The sequence below is a fragment of the Collimonas sp. NPDC087041 genome (genome assembly GCF_044745265.1).
Taxonomy (GTDB): domain Bacteria; phylum Pseudomonadota; class Gammaproteobacteria; order Burkholderiales; family Burkholderiaceae_D; genus Collimonas.
Genome location: NZ_JBIUZX010000014.1, coordinates 110,500 through 134,224, shown reverse-complemented (window position 1 = coordinate 134,224; position 23,725 = coordinate 110,500). Strand labels below are relative to the sequence as shown.

The window sequence follows — 23,725 nt, the reverse complement described above, 5'->3', positions numbered from 1 at the left end:
CAACCAAACGAAATATCGGAGCGCTCCAACATTGCGCGCGACACAAGAACATTTAAGGACCACACGCCATGCCTAAGACTACAGCGAACGGAATTGAAATTGAATACGATTGTTTTGGCAATACCGACGCGGAAGCTGTTCTGCTGATTTCGGGTATGGGTACGCAGATGATTCGCTGGAGCGAAACGTTTTGCAAAATATTGGCAAATCAAGGCTTCCACGTAATTCGCTTTGACAATCGCGACGCCGGCCTTTCAACTCACTTCGATAGCGCGTCGATGCCAGATTTCGCTGCAATTGTCGAGGCAGTCTCTCGCGGCGAAACGCCCCATGTGCCTTATACGCTGTTCGATATGGCGAACGACGCCGTAGGACTTCTCGATTCGTTGATGATCAAACGAGCGCACTTAGTTGGGAGATCAATGGGCGGCATGATCGCACAACTGGTGGCTAGCGAGCATGCTGAACGCGTTCTATCTCTGGCGTCCATTATGTCAAGCACTGGCAATCGTGATCTGCCGCAGGCCAGCCCTGCAGTAATGGCGGCGATGACTTCGCCAGCGCCACATCCGTTGAAAGACGAACCGGGCTATCTCACGCATTGCGTTGCCTTTTCTCAACTGATTGCCGGGCGAGGCTATCCGTTTGACGAATCCGCTCAACGAGATCAAGCCTTGGCCGAAGTCAAACGAGCATACAACCCATCTGGGTTTTGGCGGCAAATCGCCGCCATCGCGGCAGCCGGTGACTTAAGATCGCGACTAGCTAACATAACTGCTCCGGCGCTGGTGTTACATGGGTCAGACGACCCACTAGTTCCCCCTGCTGCTGGGGAGGACACGGCGGCCAATATCAAAGGAGCCAAACTACTGATAGTCGAGGGAATGGGTCACGATCTTCCGCCCTCGCTGTTTGAGTTTATGGCCGGAGCCATCGCAGATAACACACGCCGCATGTTCAACCCTGCGTGTTGATTTGCGTCGAAAACTGCCTCCCATAGGTCGGGATTCAGTGAAATTCAACAATTAAAAGTCATTTTGCTTTTTGAACCCTATCAAATATGACCTATGAGCTCAAAACGGTCGGTGCAACACAATGCAGCACATATGAGCTACACCTTGGCGGATTTCAGTTCTTTGATTTGAAACCCCAGGCATATCAAGTAACCAATCCACAAAAAACAACTTCCCAGAGCAAGAAAATTCTTTTGCTGTGGGATTAAAAAAACCAGCAGAGAAAAGCATACCGAAGCAATCCCGGCCACTTCCCCAATTTCAATTCTTCTGACTTTAACGACTCTGTGGAAATTCTCAGCGTGCAAAGATCTCGCTATTTTGTATATAAGAACAATGATCCAGATAAAACTAACTACCGGAATCAAACATATCCAAACACTCCGGGGCTGAACTGCTCGATTTTCTGGGGCAATTAATTTCAAGCATCGGTACATGGTCCATAGAGAAAATACGGCAATTACCGTAGCAATGAGGACCGAAGTTATTGACATGGCATTGTTCACGATATGATTTAAACGACATGGGCCATATTAGATACAAATATAAAAATTTCCTACAAGAATCATATTCCCTTACAAATCCCACGGTCTTCAGTCGCCATAAATAAAGAACCGCCAACGCCACGATGCGAGGGGTACACTTTCAACGTGACACCGCAACCCGCGGTTCTGACGCACCTTGGACGCTCCCATCTTGATTACCAAGAAAGGAAAATCAACATGATGCTCGAATGGAATGACTACCAGAAAGAGTTGATGGCTCGCATCGGCGAGATTGGCAAACTCAGCCCGGATACGCTTCGTGGGTACCAGGCGCTCTCCTCTGCCGGACAAAAAACAGGAAAACTTGACGCCAAAACGCGTGAACTGATCGCCTTGGCGGTAGCGGTTACGCGTCAGTGCGATGGCTGCATCACCGTGCATACCGATGCCGCAGCCAAGCATGGTGCCAGCGTTGAAGAAATCGCCGAGGCCTTGGGTGTGGCGATCGCAGTCAATGCCGGCGCTGCGATGGTGTATTCGGCGCGAGTGCTGGACGCTTTTTCAGTCAAGCATCCTTAATCTGGCACCACTGCGTAGCGGTACGGTCGGACAGATCTGGTTCTCGCATTATTGCCGTGAACTGCCGTTGCGCTGACGCACCATCAGCTCAAAGATCGCCATGCCACCAAGCATCGCTACGACGAACACCAATCCTTTCGTCGCTCCCGAACCTAACAGCACAAGTGCCGGGCCGGGACAGATGCCGGCCAATCCCCAGCCGACGCCAAACAATAAGCTGCCGGCAATCAGACGGCGATCAATCTGACGTGCAGTAGGCAGAAGCATTGGCTGGCCTGTCAGCGAGCGGGAGCGGCGTTTGGCGAATGCAAACGCCGGCGCGGCGACAGCAATCGCGCCAGCCATCACAAATGCCAAGGACGGATCCCAGTTACCCGCCAGATCGAGGAATCCAAGGACCTTGGCCGGATTGGCCATGCCGGCGACAATCAGGCCGAGACCAAAAATCAAGCCAGCCGCCAGCGCAAACAAGGCATTAATCATGACTCATGCTCCCAGCAAATGACGTACGAAGAAAACAGTCAGGAAACCACCCGCCATGAAGAGGAGCGTCGCCGCTAACGAGCGAGGCGACAATCGCGACATGCCACATATCCCATGGCCGCTGGTGCAACCGGAACCGTAACGGGTCCCGACGCCAACCAGCAAACCGGCAGCAACCAGCACGGCCCATCCGGCATCGATACGGCTCTCCGGCAACGCGGCAAAAACCCGATACAGCAGCGGCGCCGACACCAGGCCGACGACAAAGGCGAGACGCCAAACCACATCACCACGCGAAGGCCGCAGCAGTCCACCGACGATGCCGCTGATGCCGGCGATGCGACCATTGAACAAGATGAACAGCGCCACCGCCGCGCCGATGAGCAACCCTCCACCCAACGAAGCCAGCGGCGTGAAATGCGCCCAATCAATCAACATGACTTGCTCCTTGCTCATCCGGGCAATAAAGCGCGTACAAGCTATTCAATAGAGACAGGATTTTAGGATCGGCGACCGTGTAATAGATTCGTTTGCCGTCACGCCGGGTATTGACCAAGCCATCCGTACGCAGCACCCCGAGTTGTTGTGACAGCGTGGGCTGACGTATTTCCAGCAATTCTTCCAGTTCGCTGACCGATTTCTCTCCCTGGCTGATCTGACATAGCAGGAGCAGACGATCTTCATTGGCGAGTACACGCAACGCTGCTGTCGCATCTTGGGCTGCGGCACGCATGCGTCCTATATCCAGCATGGCTTTGGGTTTCATGGCTTGATTCGACATACGATCCAAATACTATATAATTCTACATTATATAATATTACATATTGATATGAATTTGGACCCACGACCAGCCCTATCCGGCTTGCGTTACATCAGATGTTTATCTACGCGTTAATAGCGATACTGAACTAGTTTGCGTGAAAATGCCGCCGCATTTGAATTGGCAATATAGGATTCAGAAATAACAAAAGGCAGGATTCCCCAGGGAATCCCGCCTTTTTTGATTACTGCTGCGCCCGAAGCAAAAGCGCTCCGACGCGCTGGGTACGATTTACTTCGGCGCGCCGATTTTCTTCGACAGGTAGAAACGCAGTGCGAAAGCAGCGGCAACGGCGATGAGCGGCAGGATTTGGACGATGTTCATGGGCAGGACTCCGGATAAATAAGCATTGTTGATGCATTGCAGCATATAAAAATATATCACCCAATGCCAATTCTTATTTCTGATTCCTTATATACGTTCCATGAATATCACAGCAGGCGACCTCCACCTACAGAGTCTGATCACACAATATAAAAAGCCCGCTATCTTTAACGATGCGGGCTTTCCTTGTCTCCTCACCTCTAGAGAGATGGACTCTTTTTTGCGTGGACCGATACTGAGCCAAAACACTTTAACAGTCATCATGCGCCGCAACATTACGTTGTTTTACGCCAACAGCCATCGATACAACTTGTGCGACTAAGCGGTTTTCGCGTAGCGATAACGATATTCGTCGCTATTGGCATCTTTGAAATAATCGGCATTCGGCAAAAAAGCCTCACGCTTGAACCCCAATTTTTCCACCAGGGCAATAGATGCCTGATTGCGCGTGTCGATCAATGCATAAACCGAGCTCGCCGCAAAAACCGAGATCAAATGATCCCTGACTCGCTGGCACATTTCAGCCGCGTAGCCTTGCCGCTGGTAAGGAGTGAAGACGAAATAGGCGAGCATCGCCTGCCCGTCGGCCTCAACGCCGGCCTGGACATAACCCACATAGTCATCACTACCGGTCAGCCGCACCGCCCAGTTCAACCAGATTTCGGAACCGTCCGGCGACGAACGACTTTCCAGGCGACGGTAACGCTGCGTCAGAGCAGCCAACGATTCGGGCGGCTGGTGGGGAATGAACGCATACAATCCCGGATCGCATAAATGCGGGAACAATATTTCTGCGTGCGCCGCGACCAGCGGCTCGATGCTCAGGCGCTGGGTGCACAAGGTGACGTCATCTGGTTTCAAGCAAGATCCAATAAGAGTAATCGACAAGCGACGATTGGCACATCAACGTCCCTCGCGAATGAAATCGACCGCCTTCTCGGCAATCATGATGACGGGTGCGTTGGTATTGCCGCCGATTAGCGTCGGCATGATCGACGCATCGACAATCCGCAAGCCTTGCATGCCGATCACCCGCAAGGTCGGATCCACTACGGCGGCCTGATCGACGCCCATTTTGCAGGTGCCGACAGGATGGTAAACCGTATCGACGTAGCTGCGTAGCACGGCCCTGATCTCCTCGTCCGATTGCACAGCCGCTGTGCGAATGTCGCGCTTGCTGTAGGCAGCCAGCGCCGGCGCATCCAGTAATTTGCGGGTCATCTTGAACGCGTCCACCATGTCTTCCAGATCCTGCGGATCGTCGAGAAATTTCGGATCGATCAATGGCGCGTCCTGCGGATTGGTATTGCGCAAGCGGACGTCGCCAACGCTCTTCGGCCGCAACAGGCAGACGTGGCAGGAAAAGCCGTGCCCGAGATGCAGCTTGCGGGCGTGATTCTCAACGCAGGCCATGACGAAATGCAATTGCAGATTCGGCGCCGGCAAATCCGGCCGGGTTTTCAGGAAGCCGCCGCATTCGGCGAAATTGCTGGTGAGCATGCCGCGCCGTTCATTGCGGAAACGCTGTAGCTCTTTGACCATGCGCAGCGAACCGCTGCCTGAAATGCCGAACGTATCGAGGCTGTCCGACTTGTGGCAAAACACAAAATCCGGATGGTCCTGCAAATTCTTGCCGACGCCAGGCAAATGATGGCGCACCTGGATTCCCAGCTTGCGCAGCTCCACACCGTCGCCGATTCCGGACAGCATCAGCAATTGCGGCGACTGGAATGCGCCGGCCGCAAGAATCACTTCGCGCCGCGCCCGCAGCACGCGCAACTGGCCGCCTTGCCGGACCTCGACACCGACTGCCCGCCCCTGCTCAATGACGATGCGTTCAGCATAAGCACCGGTTTCCACATGCAGGTTGCTGCGTTGTCCCAAGTGCGGCAGCAAGTAACCGCGCGCGGCGCTCCAGCGCTCGCCATCCTTTTGCGTGACCTGGTAGACGCCAAGCCCTTCCTGTTGCTCGGCGTTGAAATCGGAATTGAGGGGATAACCGGCCTGGCGTGCGGCCTCCAGATATTGCTGATGAATCGGATTATCGGTGCGCAGGTCGCTGACCCATAGCGGGCCATCCTGGCCATGCCAGGCATCGGAGAATTGCTCGTTATGTTCGGACTTCTTGAAGTAAGGCAGCACCTCGTCAAAAGACCAGCCGCTGTTGCCTAGCTCGGCCCAGTGGTCATAATCCGAGCGGTGCCCGCGGATATAAACCATCGCATTGATTGCCGACGATCCACCCAGCGTCTTGCCGCGCGGCTGATAACCGCGACGGCCGTTGAGTCCCGCTTGCGGCACGGTTTCGAAAGCCCAGTTGTTGAGCTTGGTCGGCACCATGGAGAGCGCGCCAACCGGCATTTTCACCGCCCAGCTATCGCCGCTGCCGCCGGCCTCCAACAGGCATACGGAAATCTCCGGATCCTCTGTCAGACGACCAGCCATCACGCTGCCACCCGAACCGCCGCCTACGACCACAAAGTCAAACTCATCGCTCACAATGCGTCTCCCGATCTTTGTTATATTTGTCGCGCTGACAATCTGCGAGTCAGCTTCGGCAACAAATTTAACAGGTGCGGGATAATCGCGCCATGCAGGGAACTAGAGCAATTGTTTCAATTCCGCAATTCATCCACGGAGGGCAAAGCGCCTACAGCACACTTTCAATGCGCTTTCGACATCACCACCAGCCATTTGCGGAACAACAAGATTTCCAGATGGCCTGCCTGGATGCCGGCATTGCATTCGATCAGAGGATTACTTCTGTAGAGACGCTTGTAGAAATCGCGGCAAATGAACAACTCACGCTTGCCGAAACGCATCAGGATTGAGGAAGGGGTAGACTCCATACCAAAGCGGGAGCCGGAGGTAATATCCAAGTTCGTCATGGCAGCAATTCCAATCTCGTTGAAGGGAATTGCACTGTATCACAACTACTGTATATTCATACAGTGAAAATTACTGTGTATGTTTTTCGTCACGCCAGATCGAAAGCCGCCTTGCTACGCGGCTTTCGACCAATCATTGGCTATTAGCGACGGTAACCGCGACCGTGCCAGCCATGCCCATACCATCCACGTCCATGCCAATACACCGGCCGGCCATAGTAAGCGGGTGGATAGTAGCCTGGCGCGCCATATACGACGACTGGTGCAGGACGCACATACACAGGTGCAGGTGCGTAATAGACTGGTGGCGGAGGATAATAAACCGGCGGTGGCGGGTAGTAGCCTGGCACGCCGATATTCACCGCTACGCCGACGCGGGCGGCCATCGCCGGGCTGGCCGACATCATCAGGCCGGCTGCGGTAAGCAGGCCAAGCAGGGCAACGCGCATGGAATTTTTCATGGCAGTTCTCGGTTGGTTAAATGAATTGGTCATGACTCCATTTAACGCAACTTTCGATCGCCTCGCCACGTACAAGTCGTAAGGCATGTAACAACATGTGTCGTTGTATGGATTTTTCGGGCAATTGTCGCTTTTTTGGCACAGCCGATGGCAACGGGCCACTACTCGACGCTCAATTCCTTGCGCTTGAACTTGGCGATGGCAACCATCGACAACGCAATCACGAAAAACCCGATCAGCAGCATGAAAGCATTGGTCATGACGCGGGCATAACCCAGGTTCGTCACGTTGAGAAACGGATAAGGATAAAACCCGGATGCGCCGCCCCTCACCATCGCCACAACGAAATACGCCAGCGGATAAATCAGCCACAGCGCGCTATCCTTCACCTGCAGGCCGTCCTTTGCCACATACAGCAGCCAGTACAGCGTGAATAACAGCGGCACTACCGAATGCAAGCCTTCGTCGGCCATCCGATGCAATCCGGTGAAAGGGGCATGATTGCGCAGCAGGATGTTGTAACCCAGTCCGACGATGATGATGTAAAGCGCCAGCGCTGTCAGCACACCTGGCCGCGAGAAAAACTGGCCGAGTGCCGAGCCTGGCACAAGCAGCAACACCGTACTGCAAACCGCGATCAGGATATTGGTCAGGATCGTCAAATAACCGAACATGCGCCAGACCGCCTCCACCGCTGTCATTCCCTGCGACTGCAGCAGCGGAATCGAGATCGAGAACTGCGCAACCAGCGCAAACCAGGAAACAGCCCCAATCAAAGCCAGTAAAAGCTGTGGAGCGATAGAAGAAGTCTTGTTCATGATCAGATTCCGTAGTGCAAGTAAGGGCCAGTAAGGGCAACTAAGGACAAGTAAGGGTCGGCAGAGCCCAGCTTACGCAATACCCTGGCCGGCGCTCAACATCCGCTCGACATAGCGTGCAATCAGATCCACTTCCAGATTGACTTGCTTGCCGGCTTGCAGATGCTTCAACGAGGTCACTTCGATCGTGTGCGGAATCAGGTTGATCGAAAACAGGCAGCCATCGGCAACGTCTTCGACACGATTGACCGTCAGCGAAACGCCGTTGACCACGATCGAACCTTTGTAGGCAAAGTACTTGGCCAGATCGCGCGAGGCCTTGATCACCAATTCCCAGGATTCGCCGACCGGTTCAAACTTCTGCACCAGGCCCAAGCCGTCGACGTGTCCCGAAACCAGGTGGCCGCCAAGGCGATCGGCCAGCGTCAGGGCCTTTTCCAGATTGATCTCGCCGACTGCATCGAGGCCGACAGTGCGGTTCAGGCTTTCACGCGAAACGTCGACTTCAAAGCTGCCGGCAGTCTTTTCAACTACGGTCATGCAAGCGCCGTTCAATGAAATCGAATCGCCCAGCGCGACATCAGCGAGCGGCAGGCCGCCAGCATCGACGACCAGCCGGACTCCTGCATCGGCGCCGGCGCCAAGCGGTTTAACGGAAGTAATTTTGCCAATCGCGGCGACAATACCTGTAAACATGATTGAAATATAAAAATTAATGGAATCGTGCAAGGATACGCAAATCCTCACCGACCTGCTTGATCTCGTGGAATTTCAGCGAGAATTTGTCTTGCAGAGTGGTCAGCGCCGGCAGGTCGAACATGCCGCGCCCGTCGCCCAAGATGGCCGGCGCCAGGTAGACCAGCAATTCGTCGACGCAGCCCTCGCGGATCAGCGAGGCATTCAGCTTGGAACCGGCTTCGACATGCAGTTCGTTGATCTGGCGTTTGCCGAGCTCCAATATCACCTGTGGCAGATCGACCTTGCCATTCGGATTCGGCAATACCACCACTTCGGCCCCCTTTTGCTCCAGTTGCGCCTGCTTTTCTGCATCGACCACGGCAGAAAAAATCAGATTGCCGCCGCCGACCAGGATCTTTGCGTCCGGGCTGATGCTTAATTTGCTGTCAACGATCACCCGCAGCGGCTGACGCGCCAATTGCACCGCGCGCACCGTCAGCTGCGGATTATCTTCCTTGATCGTGCCGATGCCGGTCAGGATGGCGCCGGCACGGGCGCGCCACATATGGCCGTCGTCGCGCGCCGCCTGCGAGGTAATCCATTGGCTCAGGCCGTTATGCAGCGCGGTCTTGCCATCCAGGCTGGCGGCCACTTTCAGGCGGACCCAAGGCTTGCCAGACTGCATGCGGGTAAAGAAACCGATATTCAACTCGCGCGCCGGCCCTTCCAGCACGCCGGACTCGACGGCAATCCCCGCTGCCTGCAGGCGCGCCATGCCCTGCCCGGCGACCAGCGGATTGGGATCGATCATCGCCGCCACCACCTTGGCCACGCCGGCACGCACCAGGGCGTCGGCACAGGGCGGCGTGCGGCCGAAATGGCTGCAAGGTTCCAGCGTGACATAGACCGTGGCGCCACGCACATCATGGCCTTTGGCTGCGGCATCTGCCATGGCCTGGATCTCGGCATGGTTACCACCGGGCGGCTGGGTGAATCCTTCGCCGATGACTTGTCCATCCTTGACGATGACACAGCCGACGGCAGGATTCGGAGCACAGGAGAACAGACCTTTTTCGGCAAGCCGCAACGCTTGCGACATCAGCATTTCAGCCTGGGTCATGGGGTAAGCGTGAAATTCATGTAAGAGCAATCAGAAAGGAAATATGCAGTGATTGTACAAAATATGCCGCCGCCGTCGCTAACTAAACGCTGATGTAGAACATATCGCCTATTCCATCAGCTCCTCAGGCGGTTGTAGCAAGGTGCCGGTCGCGCGATTGCGCAAGGTGATCACCCGCGCGAGAACCGCCCGCAATTTGCGGTCCGTTGCCAGTTTGGCAGCACCGCTGCAATCCATATACTGCTGCGGCGCCGGCGTCACCTCATATTCGCTGCGTATCTGCAGGCACAATTTGACGCTGACCACCCGCCGCCAGTTTTCCTCCTGGTCACCAGGTAGGGCATCGACCCCGGACGCCGACAAGAACTGCACGGGCGTCGCGTCGCCCAGCGCCGCCACAGCATAAGTCAGGCGCATCTCTTCGATGTTGTTGATGATCGGTTGGGCGCTGTTATTGCCGTTGCCATGGCAATACAGGGAGTTAGCTGTTTTGCCTGCACCCGTCGCAACGAAAAACCGGTTCCGTACAATCATTACTCGCGGCGCCAAGCGATAGGCAGGATGATCGAACGGCACAGTGGTGGCGGTCGGCTGCGCACCGTTGCAGTCGACGCCACGACCGGCCGCCGCATCATGCTGGTCATCGACCCGATAGCTGACTTCAACACTGGCCATGCCGGGATTCGCGCTGCACGAAAAATTTCTTCCGCTCCCCAACGGCCGGACATAACCATTATCGCAACCGTGCAGGCCGGACGCTGTTACGCCATCAATCGGGATAAAATCCGTGACCTGGCCGGCGCCCGCTTGGGTATCGGCCAGCACCGGGTTGCCGAAACCAGCCTGCCGCACATGGCGCGCCATCAGGTTGATCGCGTAACTGGCGTCCTGATGCAATCGCATGTGTTCGTTATTCAGGCGGAAGCTGGCGCTGCTGCCAATGTATAGCGTCGTAGTCAGCAACAACAAACCCAGACCGATCGTGGTGGAGACCAGCAATTCAACGATTGAAAACCCCGCTTGGCCAGATGACCCCGGCAACGCTACTTTGTCGCTGAGCCTGATCTTCAGCACTCGCTGCTATCCAACTTCGTACTGATCCGGCCTGAACTGGCGATGCATACCGTACGCGCATATTCGCTGTTGCTGCTGAAAACCAGTTTGACAAAAGCGCCGCTGGCGTTGCCGGTGGCGTCGTAGGTAATCGAGTTCTTCGCGGCCTTGATGCTGATGCCGTCGTCCAGGCTCCCTTGCCGCCACAAGACCTGCCCGCCATCACCGGCCTTGACCAGCCACCCTGCTCCCCAATCTCCGGCATCGCGCTGGCCGGCAGCCGTCGCGCTGCATTGATCGCTACTGCCATCGGCGTCGACGCTGCGACAGATGACGACCGGTCGGCCGCGCTTGATGGCTTCGCTGCGCGTCAGGATAGCGGCGGCAATGAATTGATTGGTTGCCGCCGCCAAGTGATTGCGGATCACAAAAGTGCGCATTGAAGGCAACGCAACGACCAGCAAAACGCCCATGATGGCGACCACAATCATGGATTCCAGCAGGGTAACACCTGCGCACCGCACACAACGCGCTTTGACATGCATCGCGATCTGGCTCCCTTGCCTGTTTCAGTTGAACATCCGTTTTCAACGCGCATTTTCACAAAAAAAAAGCGCCGATCAAATCGGCGCTCAGTCATTTAAGCAATTGCTTCTTACATTATTTTTTTCGGGAAGGCGGCCCTGAAAACTCTTCAATCATGTTCTGGAACTCGGCGACATCTTCAAAGCTTTTGTAGACCGAGGCAAAACGAATATACGCAATCTTGTCGAGCCGTTTCAATTCGCGCATCACCAGCTCGCCGACATGGCCGGACAGCACTTCGCGTTCGCCGCTGGACAACAACTTGTCCTTGATCCGCTGCAGCGCTTCATCCAATGCTTCCACCGAGACCGGACGCTTGCGCAGCGCCAGCATCAGGCTGGCGCGCAATTTGAGCGGATCGAAATCGGTGCGGCTGCCGTTTTTCTTGACGATCACCGGCATCGCCAGTTCGATCCGTTCGTAAGTCGTAAAACGTTTATCGCAATGCATGCAACGACGCCGGCGACGAATCGAATCGCCCTCTTCCGACACACGCGTATCGAGGACCTGGGTTTCTTCATGCTGGCAGAATGGACATTTCATGATGACAGTAATCCGAAGGTGGTTGCGGCTGGCTGTGCGGACATCTCTACATTATTCCTATTCGGGGCCACGCGCCGGTCGCTGACAACCGGTATTTCATTGAGACTTGCTTGCTCTTACTTGGTACTAGGGCCCGTGCACTGTTAAAGCTGCAACGGGCCCAAAATTTCCCCGACCGGCATCGCCTAAGGCATGCCGCTCAGTACATCAGACTACGCTATTAAGCTGCGTACACTGGAAACGCATCAGTCAGCTTCTTGACTTCCGCCTTGACGCGCTCGATGGTCGCGGCGTCATGCGGATTGTCCAGCACGTCGGCGATCAGGTTACCCACCTTGGTTGCTTCCGCTTCCTTGAAGCCGCGCGTGGTGAACGCCGGGCTGCCGACACGGATGCCGGAAGTGACGAATGGCTTTTCCGGATCGTTAGGAATGGCGTTCTTGTTGCAAGTCATGTGCGCCGAACCCAGGATCGCTTCAGCTTCCTTGCCGGTGATCTTCTTGGCGCGCAGATCGACCAGCATCACGTGCGATTCGGTACGGCCCGAAACGATGCGCAAGCCGCGCGCGATCAATGCCTTTGCCAGTGCGTCGGCATTCTTCACCACTTGCTGCTGGTAAGCCTTGAATTCCGGTGTCAGCGCTTCCTTGAACGCCACTGCCTTACCGGCGATGACGTGCATCAGCGGGCCGCCCTGGATGCCTGGGAAGATTGCCGAATTGATTGCTTTCTCGAACTCGGCCTTCATCAGGATGATGCCGCCGCGTGGACCGCGCAGCGATTTGTGCGTGGTCGATGTGACGAAATCGGCGTGCGGCACTGGGTTCGGATATTCGCCCGCAGCGATCAGGCCGGCGTAGTGCGCCATGTCGACCATGAAGTAAGCGCCGACTGCCTTGGCGACTTTCGACATGCGTTCGAAATCAATGCGCAATGCGTAAGCTGAAGCGCCAGCGATGATCAGCTTTGGCTTCTTTTCGTGCGCCAGGCGCTCGAAGGCTTCGTAGTCGATTTCTTCTTTTTCGTTCAAGCCGTAGGACACCACGTTGAACCACTTGCCGGACATGTTCAATGCCATGCCGTGCGTCAGGTGGCCGCCTTCTGCCAGCGACATGCCCATGATGGTGTCGCCTGGTTTCAGCATCGCGAAGAACACGCCCTGGTTGGCTTGCGAACCGGAGTTCGGCTGCACGTTGGCGGCTTCGGCGCCGAACAGTTCTTTAACGCGGTCGATCGCCAACTGCTCGGCGATATCGACGAATTCGCAACCGCCGTAGTAACGCTTGCCTGGATAGCCTTCAGCGTACTTGTTGGTCAACTGCGTACCTTGCGCTTCCATCACCGCAGGCGAAGTGTAGTTTTCCGACGCGATCAGCTCGATGTGTTCCTGCTGGCGGTGGTTTTCCTTCTGGATGGCGCTCCACAATTCTGGATCGACATTGGCAAGGGTGTGATTTTTTTCGAACATGTAATACTCCAATCGATAAGGGTGAGCCTAAATCGAATGAGGGCCAGAAAATAAGGGGAATGCGGCAGCCTCAGTCGTACTTTCCATTCGGGCTGCCCAGGCGCACGGCGGATGAAATCTCACGCTTCCCGGTGGATGCCCACCTTTTACCAAAGCCTGCCGCGATCTTTTGGACCTGCGGCGGTATGGTTTTTTTCGCCAGTCACGTGAGACGAAATGGTCTGTCTATTGTAAGTGAAGCCCCGAATTTGGGCAAGATTGGTGCACAAACGCCAATCCGCCGACGACAAACCGGCCGGACATCAGATATTCATCGATTGCCAGCGGCTTATTGATGAGATTGGGCTACAATTTCCCGCTTAGCGCAACGCAACAAATGCATCGCAACAAACCGGTTTGCAATAAAAGGAGCATGGATCATGATTGTCTTGATTACTGGCGCAACAGCAGGCTTCGGCGCCGAAATGGCACGTACTTTCACCAAAAACGGCCATCAGGTCATCGCTACCGGCCGCCGCAAGGACCGGCTGGATCAATTGGCTGCCGAATTGGGCGCGGCGCTATTGCCGATCGTCATGGACGTCACCGACAAGCATTCGATCAGCAGCGCGCTGGCCTCATTGCCGCGGGCATGGCAGGAAATCGATGTGCTGATCAATAACGCCGGCCTGGCATTGGGTACGGAATCGGCGCAGCAAGCTTCGCTGGAAGAATGGGAAACCATGATCGAAACCAACTGCAAAGGCTTGGTGACGATGACGCGGCTGGTGTTGCCGGACATGGTCAAGCGCGGCCGCGGCACCATCATCAATCTCGGCTCGATCGCGGGCGAGTATCCATATCCAGGCGGCAACGTCTATGGCGCCACCAAGGCGTTCGTCAAGCAGTTCACGCTGAACCTGCGCGCCGACCTGGTAGGAACCGGCGTGCGCGCGACCGATCTCGCCCCAGGCCTGTGCGGCGGCACCGAATTTTCGAACGTGCGCTACCGCGGCAACGACGAAGCAGCCGCCAAGGTTTATGAAGGCACACAGCCGCTGACGCCTACCGATATCGCCGACACCGCTTACTGGGTCGCCACGCTGCCGGCCCACGTCAGCATCAACCGCATCGAAATGATGCCGAACTGCCAAGGTTTTGCCGGCATGAGCATTAAGCGTAACTGACAGGGATGTTTGCCGGCTGCATGGCAATGCTGCAGCCGGCCTTTCCGCAAGATGTCCCGCCACCACCGAATTACCAAGAAACAACGAATTAATGAGCCTGACCACCACCGCCCCGCCCGCCGGCTTCAACTGGCGCATCCGTGTGTACTATGAAGATACCGATACCGGCGGCGTCGTGTTCTACGCCAACTATCTGAAATTTTTTGAGCGCGCCCGCACCGAATGGCTGCGTGCCGCGGGAGTCGGCCAGCGCGCACTGGAGCAAAGCGACGGCGTGATGTTCATTGTGAAGAGCACCAGCGTCGATTACAGTGCGCCCGCCAAGCTTGACGACCTGCTCGACATCACAGTCGTCGTCGAACGCCTGAGCCGGGTTTCAGTCGACTTTGTGCAACAGGCCTGGCGCCTGGATGACAACAATCAGCCGACATTGCTGACTACGGGGCGGATAACAGTCGTTTGCGTTGATGCAAAGAAATTTAGGCCAACGGCAATTCCGCGCCATGTACTGGAAAAAATCAAGCCGACAACCGACGCCGGAGTGCCCGCCGCCATATAAATCGTGCCGTTGCGGGCGAATTCCAACAAGGCAAGCATGCCAAATTGCAAGATACTGAACCTTCGGAGTCTTAAGACAGTCTTAAGCATCGTTATGTAGACTTGGGACAAAGCAACTACGCTGGACGAAATTTCCTGCCGCAATCGCAAAATTTGCAGTACTCACTTTAGATTACAATTCATCGTTTAAGTCCTTCACTTAAACCTAAGACCATTCCTCAAGACCGCTATCCATGACTGTCACCCAAGATCTTTCGTTTATCACCCTAATTACCAATGCCTCCGTATTAGTACAGTTGGTCATGGCGCTGCTGCTGGCAGTATCCGTGATGAGCTGGACTTACATCTTTCGCAAGATGTTTGCGATCCGCAGCGCCCGCATCCAGACCGAAGAATTCGAACGTGCATTCTGGTCCGGCGGCAACCTGACCACCCTGTATCAGGACGCCACCTCGAATCGCCGCAAAGCGGGCCAGACCGGCGCGCTGGAGCGCATCTTCGAAGCCGGCATGGACGAGTTCAACAAGGTCAAGGCATCGCTCGGCAACAAGGTCGGCAGCGACTCCGCAGCGCTGCTCGACGGCGCCCGGCGCGCCATGCGCGCCGCTTACCAGCGTGAAATGGACCGCCTGGAATCGCATCTGGCGTTCCTCGCCTCGGTCGGCTCGGTTTCTCCTTACGTCGGCCTGTTCGGCACCGTATGGGGCATCATGAATGCGTTCCGCGGCCTGGCCAATGTTCAGCAAGCAACGCTGGCGGCGGTAGCGCCCGGCATCGCCGAAGCCCTGATCGCCACTGCGATCGGCCTGTTTGCCGCGATTCCAGCGGTGGTTGCCTACAACCGCTTCTCGCATGATGTCGATCGCCTCGCCATCCGCTTCGAAAGCTTCATCGAAGAATTCTCCAACATCTTGCAACGTCAGGCGCGCTAATGTCGGGCTCCTCCATGCGCGGGGGCCGTCCCCGCAAATTCAAGGCGGAAATCAATGTCGTGCCGTATATCGACGTGATGATGGTGCTGCTGGTGATTTTCATGGTGTCGGCGCCGTTGACCAACCCGAGCGTCATCAATTTGCCGAATGCGGCGAAATCGGCGACCCCGCCGACTGAATACATCGAGATCACCTTGAAGCCGGATCAGCAGACCAGCGTTCGCATCAACGGCCAGAAGAGCGGCACCAGCGTGGCCGAAACCGTGCCGCGCAACGGCCTCAAGCGCAAGCTGCAAGCCCTGCACGAGGACAAGCCCGACATGCCGGTGATGATTTCTGCCGACAAGGACATCAAATACGACGAAGTAATCCAGGTCATTTCGGAAGCCAAGATGCTTGGCATCAACCGCGTCGGACTGGCGACAAAGTGACGATCAGGTTATGACAGGCAACTCCCCGTATTCCGTACCAAACGAACCCGGCAGCATCCGCGCCATCATCCTGGCAGTGGTGGTGCATGCCGCCCTGTTTGCATTCCTGTGGTTTGGCATTCACTGGCAAAGCCAGCAGCCGATCGCCGTCGAAGCTGAAGTCTGGAGTCCGGACATCAAGGAAGCCGCACCGCAGGCGCCAGAACCAGTGCCGGTGCCGCAACCTACGCCCCAGCCCAAGCCGGAGCCGGTCGTGCAGGAAACCGCGCCGCCGAAGGTGGTGACGCCGCCTCTGCCCGATCCTGAGATTGCGCTTGAAAAGGAAAAAAAGCGCAAAGAGCAGGAACGCAAGGACCAGGCACGCCAGGATGAGCTTGAAAAACAACAGAAGTTGCAAAAACAGCAAGCCGAGCAAGAGCAAAAAGACAAACTGAAAGCTGACGCCGAGCTGAAAGCCGCCAAGGACAAGGCTGCGGCCCAGGAAAAGCAGAAGCAGGAAGCGCTCAAGAAGGCGGAGGCCGATGCAGCCAAGAAGAAACAGGCTGCGGCAGAGGCGGCCGACAACAAGCGCCATAGCGACGAATTGAAACGCATGATGGGTCAAGCGGTTGGCAGCGGTGCGGCCAACAGCACCGGTACGGCCGCCCAATCGCAAGGGCCGCGCGGCGATCCTAGCTATGGGCAAAAAGTGGGCGCCAAGATCAAATCGAACATTAACTTTAATGTTCCCGATGGCCTGCCAGGAAACCCGGCGGCGGAATTTGATGTCCAACTGCTTCCGGACGGTTCGGTAGCAAGTGTGCGGCTCAGAAAATCCTCCGGCGTTCCCGGCTTTGATGAGGCGGTGAAGCGAGCAATCGAGAAATCTGCTCCTTATCCAAAAGATAGCAAACTGGGCGTTGTACCACCTAGTTTTATCGGAATCCATAAACCGAAAGATCAGTAAGCCATGAAAAACAAATTGCTTCACCTACTCGCGGTCATAGGACTGACGGTTACTACATTCGTCGCATCCTCCCCTGCCAATGCGCAGTTGCGGATCGAAACTTCGGGCGTCGGCGCCACCCAGATCCCGATCGCCATTGCCGGATTCAGCAACGAAAACCTGGCGCCGCAGCAGATCACAGACATCATCAAGACTGATCTCTCACGCAGCGGCATGTTCAAGATTATTGATACCGGTGATGTCATCTCCGAAGCCGCCCAGGTCAATCTGGCCGACTGGAAAGCGCGCGGCGCCGACGCCCTGGTGATCGGCAGCGTGCAACGCCTGGCCGATGGCCGCTTCGACGTGCGCTATCGCCTGCTGGATACGGTCAAATCGGCGCAACTGTCGGCCCTGGCCATGGCAGCCGCGCCGCAGTACACCCGGGTTACCGCCCACAAGATCGCTGACGACATCTATGAAAAACTGGTTGGCGGACGCGGCGCCTTCGCCACCCGGATTGCCTACATCATCAAGTCCGGCAAGGAATACCGCCTGGAAGTAGCAGACTCCGACGGCGAAGGTACGCAAGTGGCCTTGCGCTCCAACGAGCCGATCATCTCGCCAGCCTGGTCGCCGGACGGCACCAAGGTTGCATACGTCTCGTTTGAAGCCAAGAAACCAGTGGTGTATGTGCAGAACCTGATCACCAAGCAGCGCATCGTGGTGGCCAATTACAAGGGCAGCAATTCGGCGCCTTCGTGGTCGCCGGACGGCACCAAGCTGGCGATCGCGCTGGCCCGCGACGGCCTGACCCAGGTCTACATGGTCAATGCCGACGGTGGCGGCTTGCGTCGCCTGACCAATACCAATGGTATCGACACCGAACCGCAATTCTCGGCTGACGGCCAGTCGATCTACTTCACCAGCGACCGCAGCGGCGGGCCGCAAATCTACAAGATGAACGCCAACGGCGGCGACGCCCAGCGGGTAACATTCGGTGGCAGCTACAACATCAGCCCGCGGATTTCCCCGGACGGCAAGACATTGGCGTATATTTCGCAGCGCGGCGGCCGTTTCCAGCTGTATGCACTGGACCTGACCAATGGCCAGGAACAGCGTTTGTCGGACACCGTCAAGGACGAATCGCCGAGTTTTTCGCCGAACGGCAAATACATTATGTACGCGACAGAATCGGGTCGCAGGGGCTCGCTGGCGGTTGTCTCAGTTGACGGCCGCGTAAAACAGCGCTTAACTATGCAAGCAGGCGATATACGTGAGCCTACTTGGGGTCCTTTCATGAAATAATCACGCAGTAACTTTGAATCGACGTACGTTTCCCACTTTGGAGAATAAAAATGCTAAATATCAAAAACTTCGCCCTTATCCTTGCTAGCGCCATTTTGCTGGCCGCCTGCTCATCCCCAGTCAAACTGGATGACAAGGCACCAGTCGTAGAAAGCGGCGCCAACACCGGTGCTGATGCACGCTCAGTCAACACAGTTGACGCCGGCTCCAGCGATCCGCTGAACCAGCCAGGCGGCATCCTCTCCAAGCGCAGCATCTACTTTGACTTCGACAGCTACATCGTCAAGGATGAATTCAAATCCGTCGTCGAAGCACACGCTCAGTACCTGAACAGCCACAAGAATCGCAAGATCATCATCCAAGGTAATACCGATGACCGCGGTGGCCGTGAATACAACCTGGCACTGGGACAAAAACGTGCAGAAGCCGTACGCAAAGCACTGGTATTGCTGGGCGTTTCCGATACCCAGGTAGAAGCAGTTTCGCTGGGCAAAGAAAAGCCTAAGGCGCTCGGCAATGACGAAGCTTCCTACGCTGAAAACCGCCGTTCCGATATCGTTTATCAATAACAATGATGCAGACGTTCTTCAAAGCCACAATGACTGCGGCCTTCCTGGCCGCAGTTTCCTTCGCCCCGGCAGCACACGCCGGGTTGTTTGACGACGATGAAGCACGTCGTGCGATATTGGATATCCGCAGCAAGATCGATGCAGTCAATGCACGGGTGGATGGCAAGGCGGACAAGACCAGCGCGCTGACCTTGTCCGACCAGAACGACCATCTGAACCAGGAAATCGCCAAGCTGCGCGGACAGATCGAAGTGTTGACCAACGAGCTGGCCAACACGCAGCAACGGCAAAAAGATTTCTACGTTGACCTGGATACGCGCCTGCGCAAGCTGGAGCCGCAAAAGATCAGCGTCGACGGCCAGGAAGTGAGCGTTGGCGCCAATGATCAGAAAGCCTATGATGCGGCGTTTGCGACATTGAAGTCAGGTGACTACAAAACTGCAGCGTCATCATTTTCTGCTTTCATACGCTCGAGCCCGGATTCGGGTCTTGTACCGTCAGCGCAATACTTGCTCGGCACTGCGTATTACGCTCAACGTGACTACAAGAATGCGATTACAGCGCTCCAGGTGGTTGTCAGCAAGTATGCAGACAACCCGAAGGCTCCCGATGCACTCCTGAATATCTCCAGCAGCTACACCGAGCTGAAGAACAAGCCACAGGCGAAGCGTGCATTGGAACAACTGCTTGCGCAATATCCAAATACGCCGGCAGCACAAACAGCCAAGGAACGCCTGGCCTCGCTGAAATAGTCACCAAATTAAATTTGGCTGTTTTAGAAAATAAAAGTGCATATGGGTTTGACACCTCATATGCACTTTGTCTATAATAGCGGTCTTTCGGGTCGTTAGCTCAGCTGGTAGAGCAGCGGACTTTTAATCCGTTGGTCGCAGGTTCGAATCCCGCACGGCCTACCACGAATAAAAGCAGTAGAAACAAGCGCCTAGCCCAACTCAATCGAGTTGGGCTTTTTGCTTTGGGAGAGTCATCTGCATGAACGCCCTTTCCTATCGGTATTCATGCGGATGTTAGTGGGAGTAACGCGCAATTTCCGCCCACCACGACTAATATACCTCTCAGTGCGAGAAGTCACCCTACTCAATGGGGCTCATGATTCCGCATGTGAAGATCCCCGCTCAGTTCGGTGCCTGTTTATTTCAGATGCCGAAAACTCACCTGCTTTCCATACATTCGGATCGTCGCAGTATCCTGCAAATTAACTTGTAGTACAGCAGACATTTCCGCCTCCCGGAGCAGCCAGCAGCCGTCTCGCAGAAAGCGTTCAAGATGCTGAGGCGCGCCCATGTTCTGCGGCTATACTTATCCACTGTTGTTGATTTAAAATACACACCCAGACTAGGACCTGACGTCAAACGGCTGCCGCGACTGGACTCCAAATTCATACCACCCAAAGGATTTTCATGTCCTCTGATCTCTACACGCTGGTAGCCGCCCGTCACGGTCGGTTTTTCATCAATCGTAACGACACTTACATTGGCCGCAGCCTGCGACACTATGGCGAATGGTCAGAGCCGGAAATCTCACTGTTCGAACAGATTGTGCGTCCAGGGGATTTTGTGGTGGAGGCTGGCGCTAATATCGGCTCGCATACGGTGTGGCTTTCCAAGCGCGTCGGTGAACAGGGCATGGTTCAAGCCTACGAACCGGCTCGCCATACCTTTCAATTACTTTGCGCCAATCTGGTGGCTAACGAATGCCTGAATGTGGCCGCGTTGCAGCAGGCGATCGCAGCCCAAGCCGGCATACTCGACTTTCCTTTGCTGGAACCTCGGCAAAGCTGGAATTTCGGCGGCGCATCCATGAAGAAAGACTGGACTCAACAGAAAGAACGGGTTGTTGCCACCACGCTGGACGCGCAATCGCTGGAACGGCTCGACTTCATCAAGGCCGATGTTGAAGGATTTGAACTGGAACTGATCTCGGGCGCCCGCCAGACCATTGAACGACAACGCCCGGTCGTCTACATAGAAATCAACACTGCAGAAATTCGCGATCAGGCTGTCGCGTTCTTCGAACCGCTCGGCTATACCTGCTGGTATTACGTAACGCCGATGTTCTCGCCCGACAACTGGCTCGGCAACGCAGACGATATCTTCAACGATTTTTCCTTCGACATGCTGTGCGTGCCGGCAGATCGCTTCGAAGTCACGGGTATGTCGCGCGCCGGCGTCAACGACGCCGTCATCAGTTATTCGCCGACGCAGATCAAGTGGGCAACGCCCAGCTGGAATCAGGCGCGCGTGGTTCGCGCTACCTGAGAGAACACATTCTAAGCCTGCTGCTCAGGTGAGAAAAAGGCAGACAATTCACGCGCCAGCGCCTCGACTTCTTCCTGAGGCATATCCTTAATGCTCCGTACCGTCTGGCCGCTTTCGGTAGCGTTGAATTCGTCAACCATTTTGCCGCGCGAACTTGAATCATGGTGCAAATGAATCAGTGGCACCCGAAATGAATGCCAGCGTACACCCAGGCGTGTCGCACGCAGCAGCAATTCGTCATCCTCGCCGCCCCACCCTTCCAGCCGCGCGTTGTAGCCGCCTACCCGAATGTATTCCTGCCGCTTGAATAACACCACGCCCCCATTGGCGTTAGGGTAAATCTCATTGGCATCGGCCGGCAATTCCGGCGCGGTGATCGACGCAAAAATGGCACGATCCGGGGTTTCCATGAAGCCCTGCTTCAACGCTCCGGCTACGTTGATGACGTTCCAGTAGGGGCACAGCGCATCGCTGGCATCGCCGTCAAACAGCGCATCGACGCATCTGCGCAAGGTGTCGGGCTGGGCGATCGAATCTGCATCATGAAAACAGATCACGGGACTGCGAGCCAAGCGAACGCCTGTGTTGTAAAGCATCGACTTGGGGAAAGGCCCGTTATGATGGATGAACACGTGCCGAATCTTCGGATCGCGCAAGCGATGCCAATCGAAGCTCGGCGCATCCGCCGCTTCCATCAGCCACAATCGATAGTCAGTATACGTACGCGCAAGATGAGCCAGCACCGCATACAGATTCTCGCGCCGTTCTTCGGTCGCCTCCCGATACGACACGATGATATCGATGCCGCGCAACGAAATTGGGCTTATGTCAGACATGATGAATATTGCGCCTAATGGATTGGTGGGAAATGCCTGAAACAGGACTTATACAAAAAACATCCTTCATTTTATATGAAGCGGGCCGATCAATGCGGCTCAGAATGCCCGCGATCAAAAGGAAATGTATCGAGGCAACCACCAACCATGTTGCGTACCTGGGCATTGAAAAATTGGAAGCGGCGTAGCTCAATCGATTCATGCCTTCAATAGATGAAAGTGGGCCGTCAACTGCGCCATCATCGTCATGGCCCTGTCGGCGGTTATCCTCAATGCCATTCAAGCGCCTTGATTTTACCCGGGAATAGACAAGCCGCACCGATCCGCCAAACCCTCTCCATGCAGAGCGATGTCGACGCCATTCAACGCTGCGAGCGAACGCTTCGCATGTGCTGCATTCCAGATCACCTGTAGTTTTTCGAATTTTATCGCACACCGCCATAATAAATGCTTGGAAAATCCTTTAAAAAATCACCAATAATCTCGAAAACCCAATATTTACGCCACTTAGCAGATCATCGATAAATTCGAACATACAAGGGTATTTTTTCCGTTTTTCTTTTACTTTGGCAGCGCGCATACTGCATCCAGTTGATTCAACACGGCATCCATCGCAGCCTTTCCTCAAGCGGAAAAATGGCGGTGCCTGCAGTAACTGACGGAGAAAATCATGCTTCAAATTCGCAAAGGCAATGAACGTGGCGTGGCCGATCATGGCTGGCTCAATTCGCATCACACCTTTTCATTCGGCCATTATTTCGATGCGCAACATACCGGCTTCGGACCGCTGCTGGTGATCAACGAGGATCGCGTGCAGCCGGCACAAGGCTTCGGCACACATGGCCATAGCGACATGGAAATCATTTCCTATGTGCTGGACGGCGCGCTGGAACACAAGGACAGCATGGGCACCGGTTCAGTGCTGCATTACGGCGATGTGCAAAGGATGAGCGCCGGCACCGGTGTGCGCCACAGCGAGTTCAATCACTCGTCGACAATGCCGGTGCATTTCCTGCAGATCTGGATCCAGCCGAACGTCAAGGGCATTCCGCCGAGCTATGAAGAAAAGCACTTCACGCCGGAACAGAAGCAGGGGCAGCTGCGCCTGATCGCTTCGGCAGATGGTCGCGACAACTCGGTCCTGATCCATCAGGATGCATCGATCTATGCCGCCATCCTGAACGGCGACCAGCCCTTGCAGCATACGCTGGCCGCCGGGCGCACTGCCTATGTGCACCTGATCCGCGGTCGTCTGCGCGTCAACGGCGTCGACTTGAAAGGTGGCGATGCGTTGAAGGTGACGGCTGAAAACCTGGTCACCCTGGAACAATCCGACGCTGCAGAAGTATTGCTGTTCGATCTGCCATATTGAGATGAACGGCAAGGCCGGAAAGCATCGCGC

27 protein-coding genes, 1 tRNA gene and 1 riboswitch are annotated in these 23,725 nt (G+C 55.6%); of the genes, 13 read left to right on the top strand and 15 right to left on the bottom strand.

Annotation, left to right across the window (positions count from 1 at the left end; translation table 11 throughout):
- Positions 1-68: 68 nt before the first annotated feature.
- A complete protein-coding gene (locus tag ACIPF8_RS21760; protein WP_400425255.1) occupies positions 69-974 on the top strand; it encodes an alpha/beta fold hydrolase in 906 nt (301 codons plus the stop codon).
- Between the two features lie 764 nt (positions 975-1,738).
- Positions 1,739-2,077 (top strand): carboxymuconolactone decarboxylase family protein, encoded by a 339-nt coding sequence (locus tag ACIPF8_RS21755; RefSeq protein ID WP_400425278.1) that lies wholly within the window; start codon positions 1,739-1,741, stop codon positions 2,075-2,077.
- A 48-nt stretch (positions 2,078-2,125) separates the two neighbouring features.
- Here ACIPF8_RS21755 and ACIPF8_RS21750 read toward each other — a convergent pair whose 3' ends face one another.
- The 14 genes from ACIPF8_RS21750 to glyA form a co-directional block, all read right to left on the bottom strand.
- On the bottom strand, positions 2,126-2,560 hold the full coding sequence (locus tag ACIPF8_RS21750; protein ID WP_400425252.1) for a DUF6691 family protein: 435 nt from the start codon (positions 2,558-2,560) through the stop codon (positions 2,126-2,128).
- A gap of 3 nt (positions 2,561-2,563) precedes the next feature.
- Positions 2,564-2,998 (bottom strand): YeeE/YedE family protein, encoded by a 435-nt coding sequence (locus ACIPF8_RS21745; protein ID WP_400425249.1) that lies wholly within the window; start codon positions 2,996-2,998, stop codon positions 2,564-2,566.
- On the bottom strand, positions 2,988-3,326 hold the full coding sequence (locus ACIPF8_RS21740; protein WP_400425246.1) for an ArsR/SmtB family transcription factor: 339 nt from the start codon (positions 3,324-3,326) through the stop codon (positions 2,988-2,990). Before ACIPF8_RS21740 ends, ACIPF8_RS21745 begins: the two co-directional genes overlap by 11 nt.
- Positions 3,327-4,023: 697 nt before the next feature.
- Positions 4,024-4,566 carry a GNAT family N-acetyltransferase gene (locus tag ACIPF8_RS21735; RefSeq protein ID WP_400425243.1) on the bottom strand — a complete coding sequence of 181 codons (543 nt, stop codon included), beginning with the start codon at positions 4,564-4,566 and terminating at the stop codon, positions 4,024-4,026.
- Positions 4,567-4,608: 42 nt separating this feature from the next.
- Positions 4,609-6,204, bottom strand: a complete 1,596-nt coding sequence (locus ACIPF8_RS21730; protein ID WP_400425240.1) for a GMC family oxidoreductase — start codon at positions 6,202-6,204, stop codon at positions 4,609-4,611.
- Positions 6,205-6,368: 164 nt separating this feature from the next.
- Entirely contained in the window at positions 6,369-6,593 is a 225-nt protein-coding gene (locus ACIPF8_RS21725) for a hypothetical protein (protein ID WP_400425237.1), read from the bottom strand.
- A 143-nt stretch (positions 6,594-6,736) separates the two neighbouring features.
- Positions 6,737-7,054, bottom strand: coding sequence for a hypothetical protein (locus ACIPF8_RS21720; protein ID WP_400425235.1), 318 nt, complete (start codon positions 7,052-7,054; stop codon positions 6,737-6,739).
- A 161-nt stretch (positions 7,055-7,215) separates the two neighbouring features.
- Positions 7,216-7,872 (bottom strand): Pr6Pr family membrane protein, encoded by a 657-nt coding sequence (locus tag ACIPF8_RS21715; protein ID WP_400425232.1) that lies wholly within the window; start codon positions 7,870-7,872, stop codon positions 7,216-7,218.
- Positions 7,873-7,944: 72 nt separating this feature from the next.
- Positions 7,945-8,568 carry a riboflavin synthase gene (locus ACIPF8_RS21710; protein ID WP_400425230.1) on the bottom strand — a complete coding sequence of 208 codons (624 nt, stop codon included), beginning with the start codon at positions 8,566-8,568 and terminating at the stop codon, positions 7,945-7,947.
- 16 nt (positions 8,569-8,584) lie between these two features.
- Complete coding sequence (ribD, locus tag ACIPF8_RS21705) at positions 8,585-9,670, bottom strand: bifunctional diaminohydroxyphosphoribosylaminopyrimidine deaminase/5-amino-6-(5-phosphoribosylamino)uracil reductase RibD (protein WP_400425228.1); 1,086 nt, start codon at positions 9,668-9,670, stop codon at positions 8,585-8,587.
- 108 nt (positions 9,671-9,778) lie between these two features.
- Entirely contained in the window at positions 9,779-10,744 is a 966-nt protein-coding gene (locus ACIPF8_RS21700) for a PilW family protein (RefSeq protein WP_400425225.1), read from the bottom strand.
- Positions 10,738-11,268: a GspH/FimT family pseudopilin gene (locus ACIPF8_RS21695; RefSeq protein WP_400425222.1), complete on the bottom strand. Its 531-nt coding sequence runs from the start codon at positions 11,266-11,268 to the stop codon at positions 10,738-10,740. The genes ACIPF8_RS21700 and ACIPF8_RS21695 overlap by 7 nt, the downstream gene beginning before the upstream one ends.
- Before the next feature lie 115 nt (positions 11,269-11,383).
- A complete protein-coding gene (gene nrdR, locus ACIPF8_RS21690; protein ID WP_061534179.1) occupies positions 11,384-11,851 on the bottom strand; it encodes a transcriptional regulator NrdR in 468 nt (155 codons plus the stop codon).
- Positions 11,852-12,071: 220 nt separating this feature from the next.
- Positions 12,072-13,319, bottom strand: a complete 1,248-nt coding sequence (gene glyA / locus ACIPF8_RS21685; protein WP_041742311.1) for a serine hydroxymethyltransferase — start codon at positions 13,317-13,319, stop codon at positions 12,072-12,074.
- An 87-nt stretch (positions 13,320-13,406) separates the two neighbouring features.
- A riboswitch (ZMP/ZTP riboswitch) is annotated at positions 13,407-13,535 on the bottom strand.
- 203 nt (positions 13,536-13,738) lie between these two features.
- Between glyA and ACIPF8_RS21680 the strand changes: the two genes are divergently transcribed.
- From ACIPF8_RS21680 to ACIPF8_RS21635, 10 genes are all read left to right on the top strand, one after another.
- Positions 13,739-14,485, top strand: a complete 747-nt coding sequence (locus tag ACIPF8_RS21680; protein ID WP_400425217.1) for an SDR family oxidoreductase — start codon at positions 13,739-13,741, stop codon at positions 14,483-14,485.
- Between the two features lie 91 nt (positions 14,486-14,576).
- Entirely contained in the window at positions 14,577-15,044 is a 468-nt protein-coding gene (gene ybgC / locus ACIPF8_RS21675) for a tol-pal system-associated acyl-CoA thioesterase (protein ID WP_400425214.1), read from the top strand.
- 232 nt (positions 15,045-15,276) lie between these two features.
- Positions 15,277-15,975 (top strand): protein TolQ, encoded by a 699-nt coding sequence (gene tolQ / locus ACIPF8_RS21670; protein ID WP_400425211.1) that lies wholly within the window; start codon positions 15,277-15,279, stop codon positions 15,973-15,975.
- Complete coding sequence (locus tag ACIPF8_RS21665; RefSeq protein ID WP_400425209.1) at positions 15,975-16,406, top strand: ExbD/TolR family protein; 432 nt, start codon at positions 15,975-15,977, stop codon at positions 16,404-16,406. The genes tolQ and ACIPF8_RS21665 overlap by 1 nt, the downstream gene beginning before the upstream one ends.
- Before the next feature lie 10 nt (positions 16,407-16,416).
- Complete coding sequence (gene tolA, locus ACIPF8_RS21660; protein WP_400425206.1) at positions 16,417-17,352, top strand: cell envelope integrity protein TolA; 936 nt, start codon at positions 16,417-16,419, stop codon at positions 17,350-17,352.
- 3 nt (positions 17,353-17,355) lie between these two features.
- Positions 17,356-18,639 carry a Tol-Pal system beta propeller repeat protein TolB gene (gene tolB / locus ACIPF8_RS21655; RefSeq protein WP_400425203.1) on the top strand — a complete coding sequence of 428 codons (1,284 nt, stop codon included), beginning with the start codon at positions 17,356-17,358 and terminating at the stop codon, positions 18,637-18,639.
- Between the two features lie 50 nt (positions 18,640-18,689).
- Complete coding sequence (pal, locus tag ACIPF8_RS21650; RefSeq protein ID WP_061534187.1) at positions 18,690-19,208, top strand: peptidoglycan-associated lipoprotein Pal; 519 nt, start codon at positions 18,690-18,692, stop codon at positions 19,206-19,208.
- 5 nt (positions 19,209-19,213) lie between these two features.
- Complete coding sequence (gene ybgF / locus ACIPF8_RS21645) at positions 19,214-19,960, top strand: tol-pal system protein YbgF (protein ID WP_400425276.1); 747 nt, start codon at positions 19,214-19,216, stop codon at positions 19,958-19,960.
- Positions 19,961-20,049: 89 nt separating this feature from the next.
- Positions 20,050-20,125: transfer RNA gene (locus tag ACIPF8_RS21640), tRNA-Lys, on the top strand.
- A 504-nt stretch (positions 20,126-20,629) separates the two neighbouring features.
- Positions 20,630-21,487, top strand: coding sequence for an FkbM family methyltransferase (locus ACIPF8_RS21635; RefSeq protein ID WP_400425201.1), 858 nt, complete (start codon positions 20,630-20,632; stop codon positions 21,485-21,487).
- An 11-nt stretch (positions 21,488-21,498) separates the two neighbouring features.
- Here ACIPF8_RS21635 and ACIPF8_RS21630 read toward each other — a convergent pair whose 3' ends face one another.
- On the bottom strand, positions 21,499-22,323 hold the full coding sequence (locus ACIPF8_RS21630; protein WP_400425198.1) for a galactosyltransferase-related protein: 825 nt from the start codon (positions 22,321-22,323) through the stop codon (positions 21,499-21,501).
- Between the two features lie 670 nt (positions 22,324-22,993).
- Here ACIPF8_RS21630 and ACIPF8_RS21625 point away from each other — a divergent pair.
- The gene (locus ACIPF8_RS21625) at positions 22,994-23,695 is read left to right on the top strand and encodes a pirin family protein (RefSeq protein WP_400425195.1); all 702 of its coding nucleotides are present in this window, start codon (positions 22,994-22,996) and stop codon (positions 23,693-23,695) included.
- Positions 23,696-23,725: the final 30 nt, after the last annotated feature.

What these genes read in the sequence shown, in the direction of transcription:
- ACIPF8_RS21760 (WP_400425255.1), top strand. Translation starts at nt 69, where the DNA reads ATGCCTAAGACTACAGCGAACGGAATTGAAATTGAATACGATTGTTTT.
- ACIPF8_RS21755 (WP_400425278.1), top strand. Translation starts at nt 1,739, where the DNA reads ATGCTCGAATGGAATGACTACCAGAAAGAGTTGATGGCTCGCATCGGC.
- ACIPF8_RS21750 (WP_400425252.1), bottom strand. Translation starts at nt 2,560, where the DNA reads ATGATTAATGCCTTGTTTGCGCTGGCGGCTGGCTTGATTTTTGGTCTC.
- ACIPF8_RS21745 (WP_400425249.1), bottom strand. Translation starts at nt 2,998, where the DNA reads ATGTTGATTGATTGGGCGCATTTCACGCCGCTGGCTTCGTTGGGTGGA.
- ACIPF8_RS21740 (WP_400425246.1), bottom strand. Translation starts at nt 3,326, where the DNA reads ATGAAACCCAAAGCCATGCTGGATATAGGACGCATGCGTGCCGCAGCC.
- ACIPF8_RS21725 (WP_400425237.1), bottom strand. Translation starts at nt 6,593, where the DNA reads ATGACGAACTTGGATATTACCTCCGGCTCCCGCTTTGGTATGGAGTCT.
- ACIPF8_RS21720 (WP_400425235.1), bottom strand. Translation starts at nt 7,054, where the DNA reads ATGAAAAATTCCATGCGCGTTGCCCTGCTTGGCCTGCTTACCGCAGCC.
- ACIPF8_RS21715 (WP_400425232.1), bottom strand. Translation starts at nt 7,872, where the DNA reads ATGAACAAGACTTCTTCTATCGCTCCACAGCTTTTACTGGCTTTGATT.
- ACIPF8_RS21710 (WP_400425230.1), bottom strand. Translation starts at nt 8,568, where the DNA reads ATGTTTACAGGTATTGTCGCCGCGATTGGCAAAATTACTTCCGTTAAA.
- ribD (WP_400425228.1), bottom strand. Translation starts at nt 9,670, where the DNA reads ATGACCCAGGCTGAAATGCTGATGTCGCAAGCGTTGCGGCTTGCCGAA.
- ACIPF8_RS21695 (WP_400425222.1), bottom strand. Translation starts at nt 11,268, where the DNA reads ATGCATGTCAAAGCGCGTTGTGTGCGGTGCGCAGGTGTTACCCTGCTG.
- nrdR (WP_061534179.1), bottom strand. Translation starts at nt 11,851, where the DNA reads ATGAAATGTCCATTCTGCCAGCATGAAGAAACCCAGGTCCTCGATACG.
- glyA (WP_041742311.1), bottom strand. Translation starts at nt 13,319, where the DNA reads ATGTTCGAAAAAAATCACACCCTTGCCAATGTCGATCCAGAATTGTGG.
- ACIPF8_RS21680 (WP_400425217.1), top strand. Translation starts at nt 13,739, where the DNA reads ATGATTGTCTTGATTACTGGCGCAACAGCAGGCTTCGGCGCCGAAATG.
- ybgC (WP_400425214.1), top strand. Translation starts at nt 14,577, where the DNA reads ATGAGCCTGACCACCACCGCCCCGCCCGCCGGCTTCAACTGGCGCATC.
- tolQ (WP_400425211.1), top strand. Translation starts at nt 15,277, where the DNA reads ATGACTGTCACCCAAGATCTTTCGTTTATCACCCTAATTACCAATGCC.
- ACIPF8_RS21665 (WP_400425209.1), top strand. Translation starts at nt 15,975, where the DNA reads ATGTCGGGCTCCTCCATGCGCGGGGGCCGTCCCCGCAAATTCAAGGCG.
- tolA (WP_400425206.1), top strand. Translation starts at nt 16,417, where the DNA reads ATGACAGGCAACTCCCCGTATTCCGTACCAAACGAACCCGGCAGCATC.
- tolB (WP_400425203.1), top strand. Translation starts at nt 17,356, where the DNA reads ATGAAAAACAAATTGCTTCACCTACTCGCGGTCATAGGACTGACGGTT.
- pal (WP_061534187.1), top strand. Translation starts at nt 18,690, where the DNA reads ATGCTAAATATCAAAAACTTCGCCCTTATCCTTGCTAGCGCCATTTTG.
- ybgF (WP_400425276.1), top strand. Translation starts at nt 19,214, where the DNA reads ATGCAGACGTTCTTCAAAGCCACAATGACTGCGGCCTTCCTGGCCGCA.
- ACIPF8_RS21635 (WP_400425201.1), top strand. Translation starts at nt 20,630, where the DNA reads ATGTCCTCTGATCTCTACACGCTGGTAGCCGCCCGTCACGGTCGGTTT.
- ACIPF8_RS21630 (WP_400425198.1), bottom strand. Translation starts at nt 22,323, where the DNA reads ATGTCTGACATAAGCCCAATTTCGTTGCGCGGCATCGATATCATCGTG.
- ACIPF8_RS21625 (WP_400425195.1), top strand. Translation starts at nt 22,994, where the DNA reads ATGCTTCAAATTCGCAAAGGCAATGAACGTGGCGTGGCCGATCATGGC.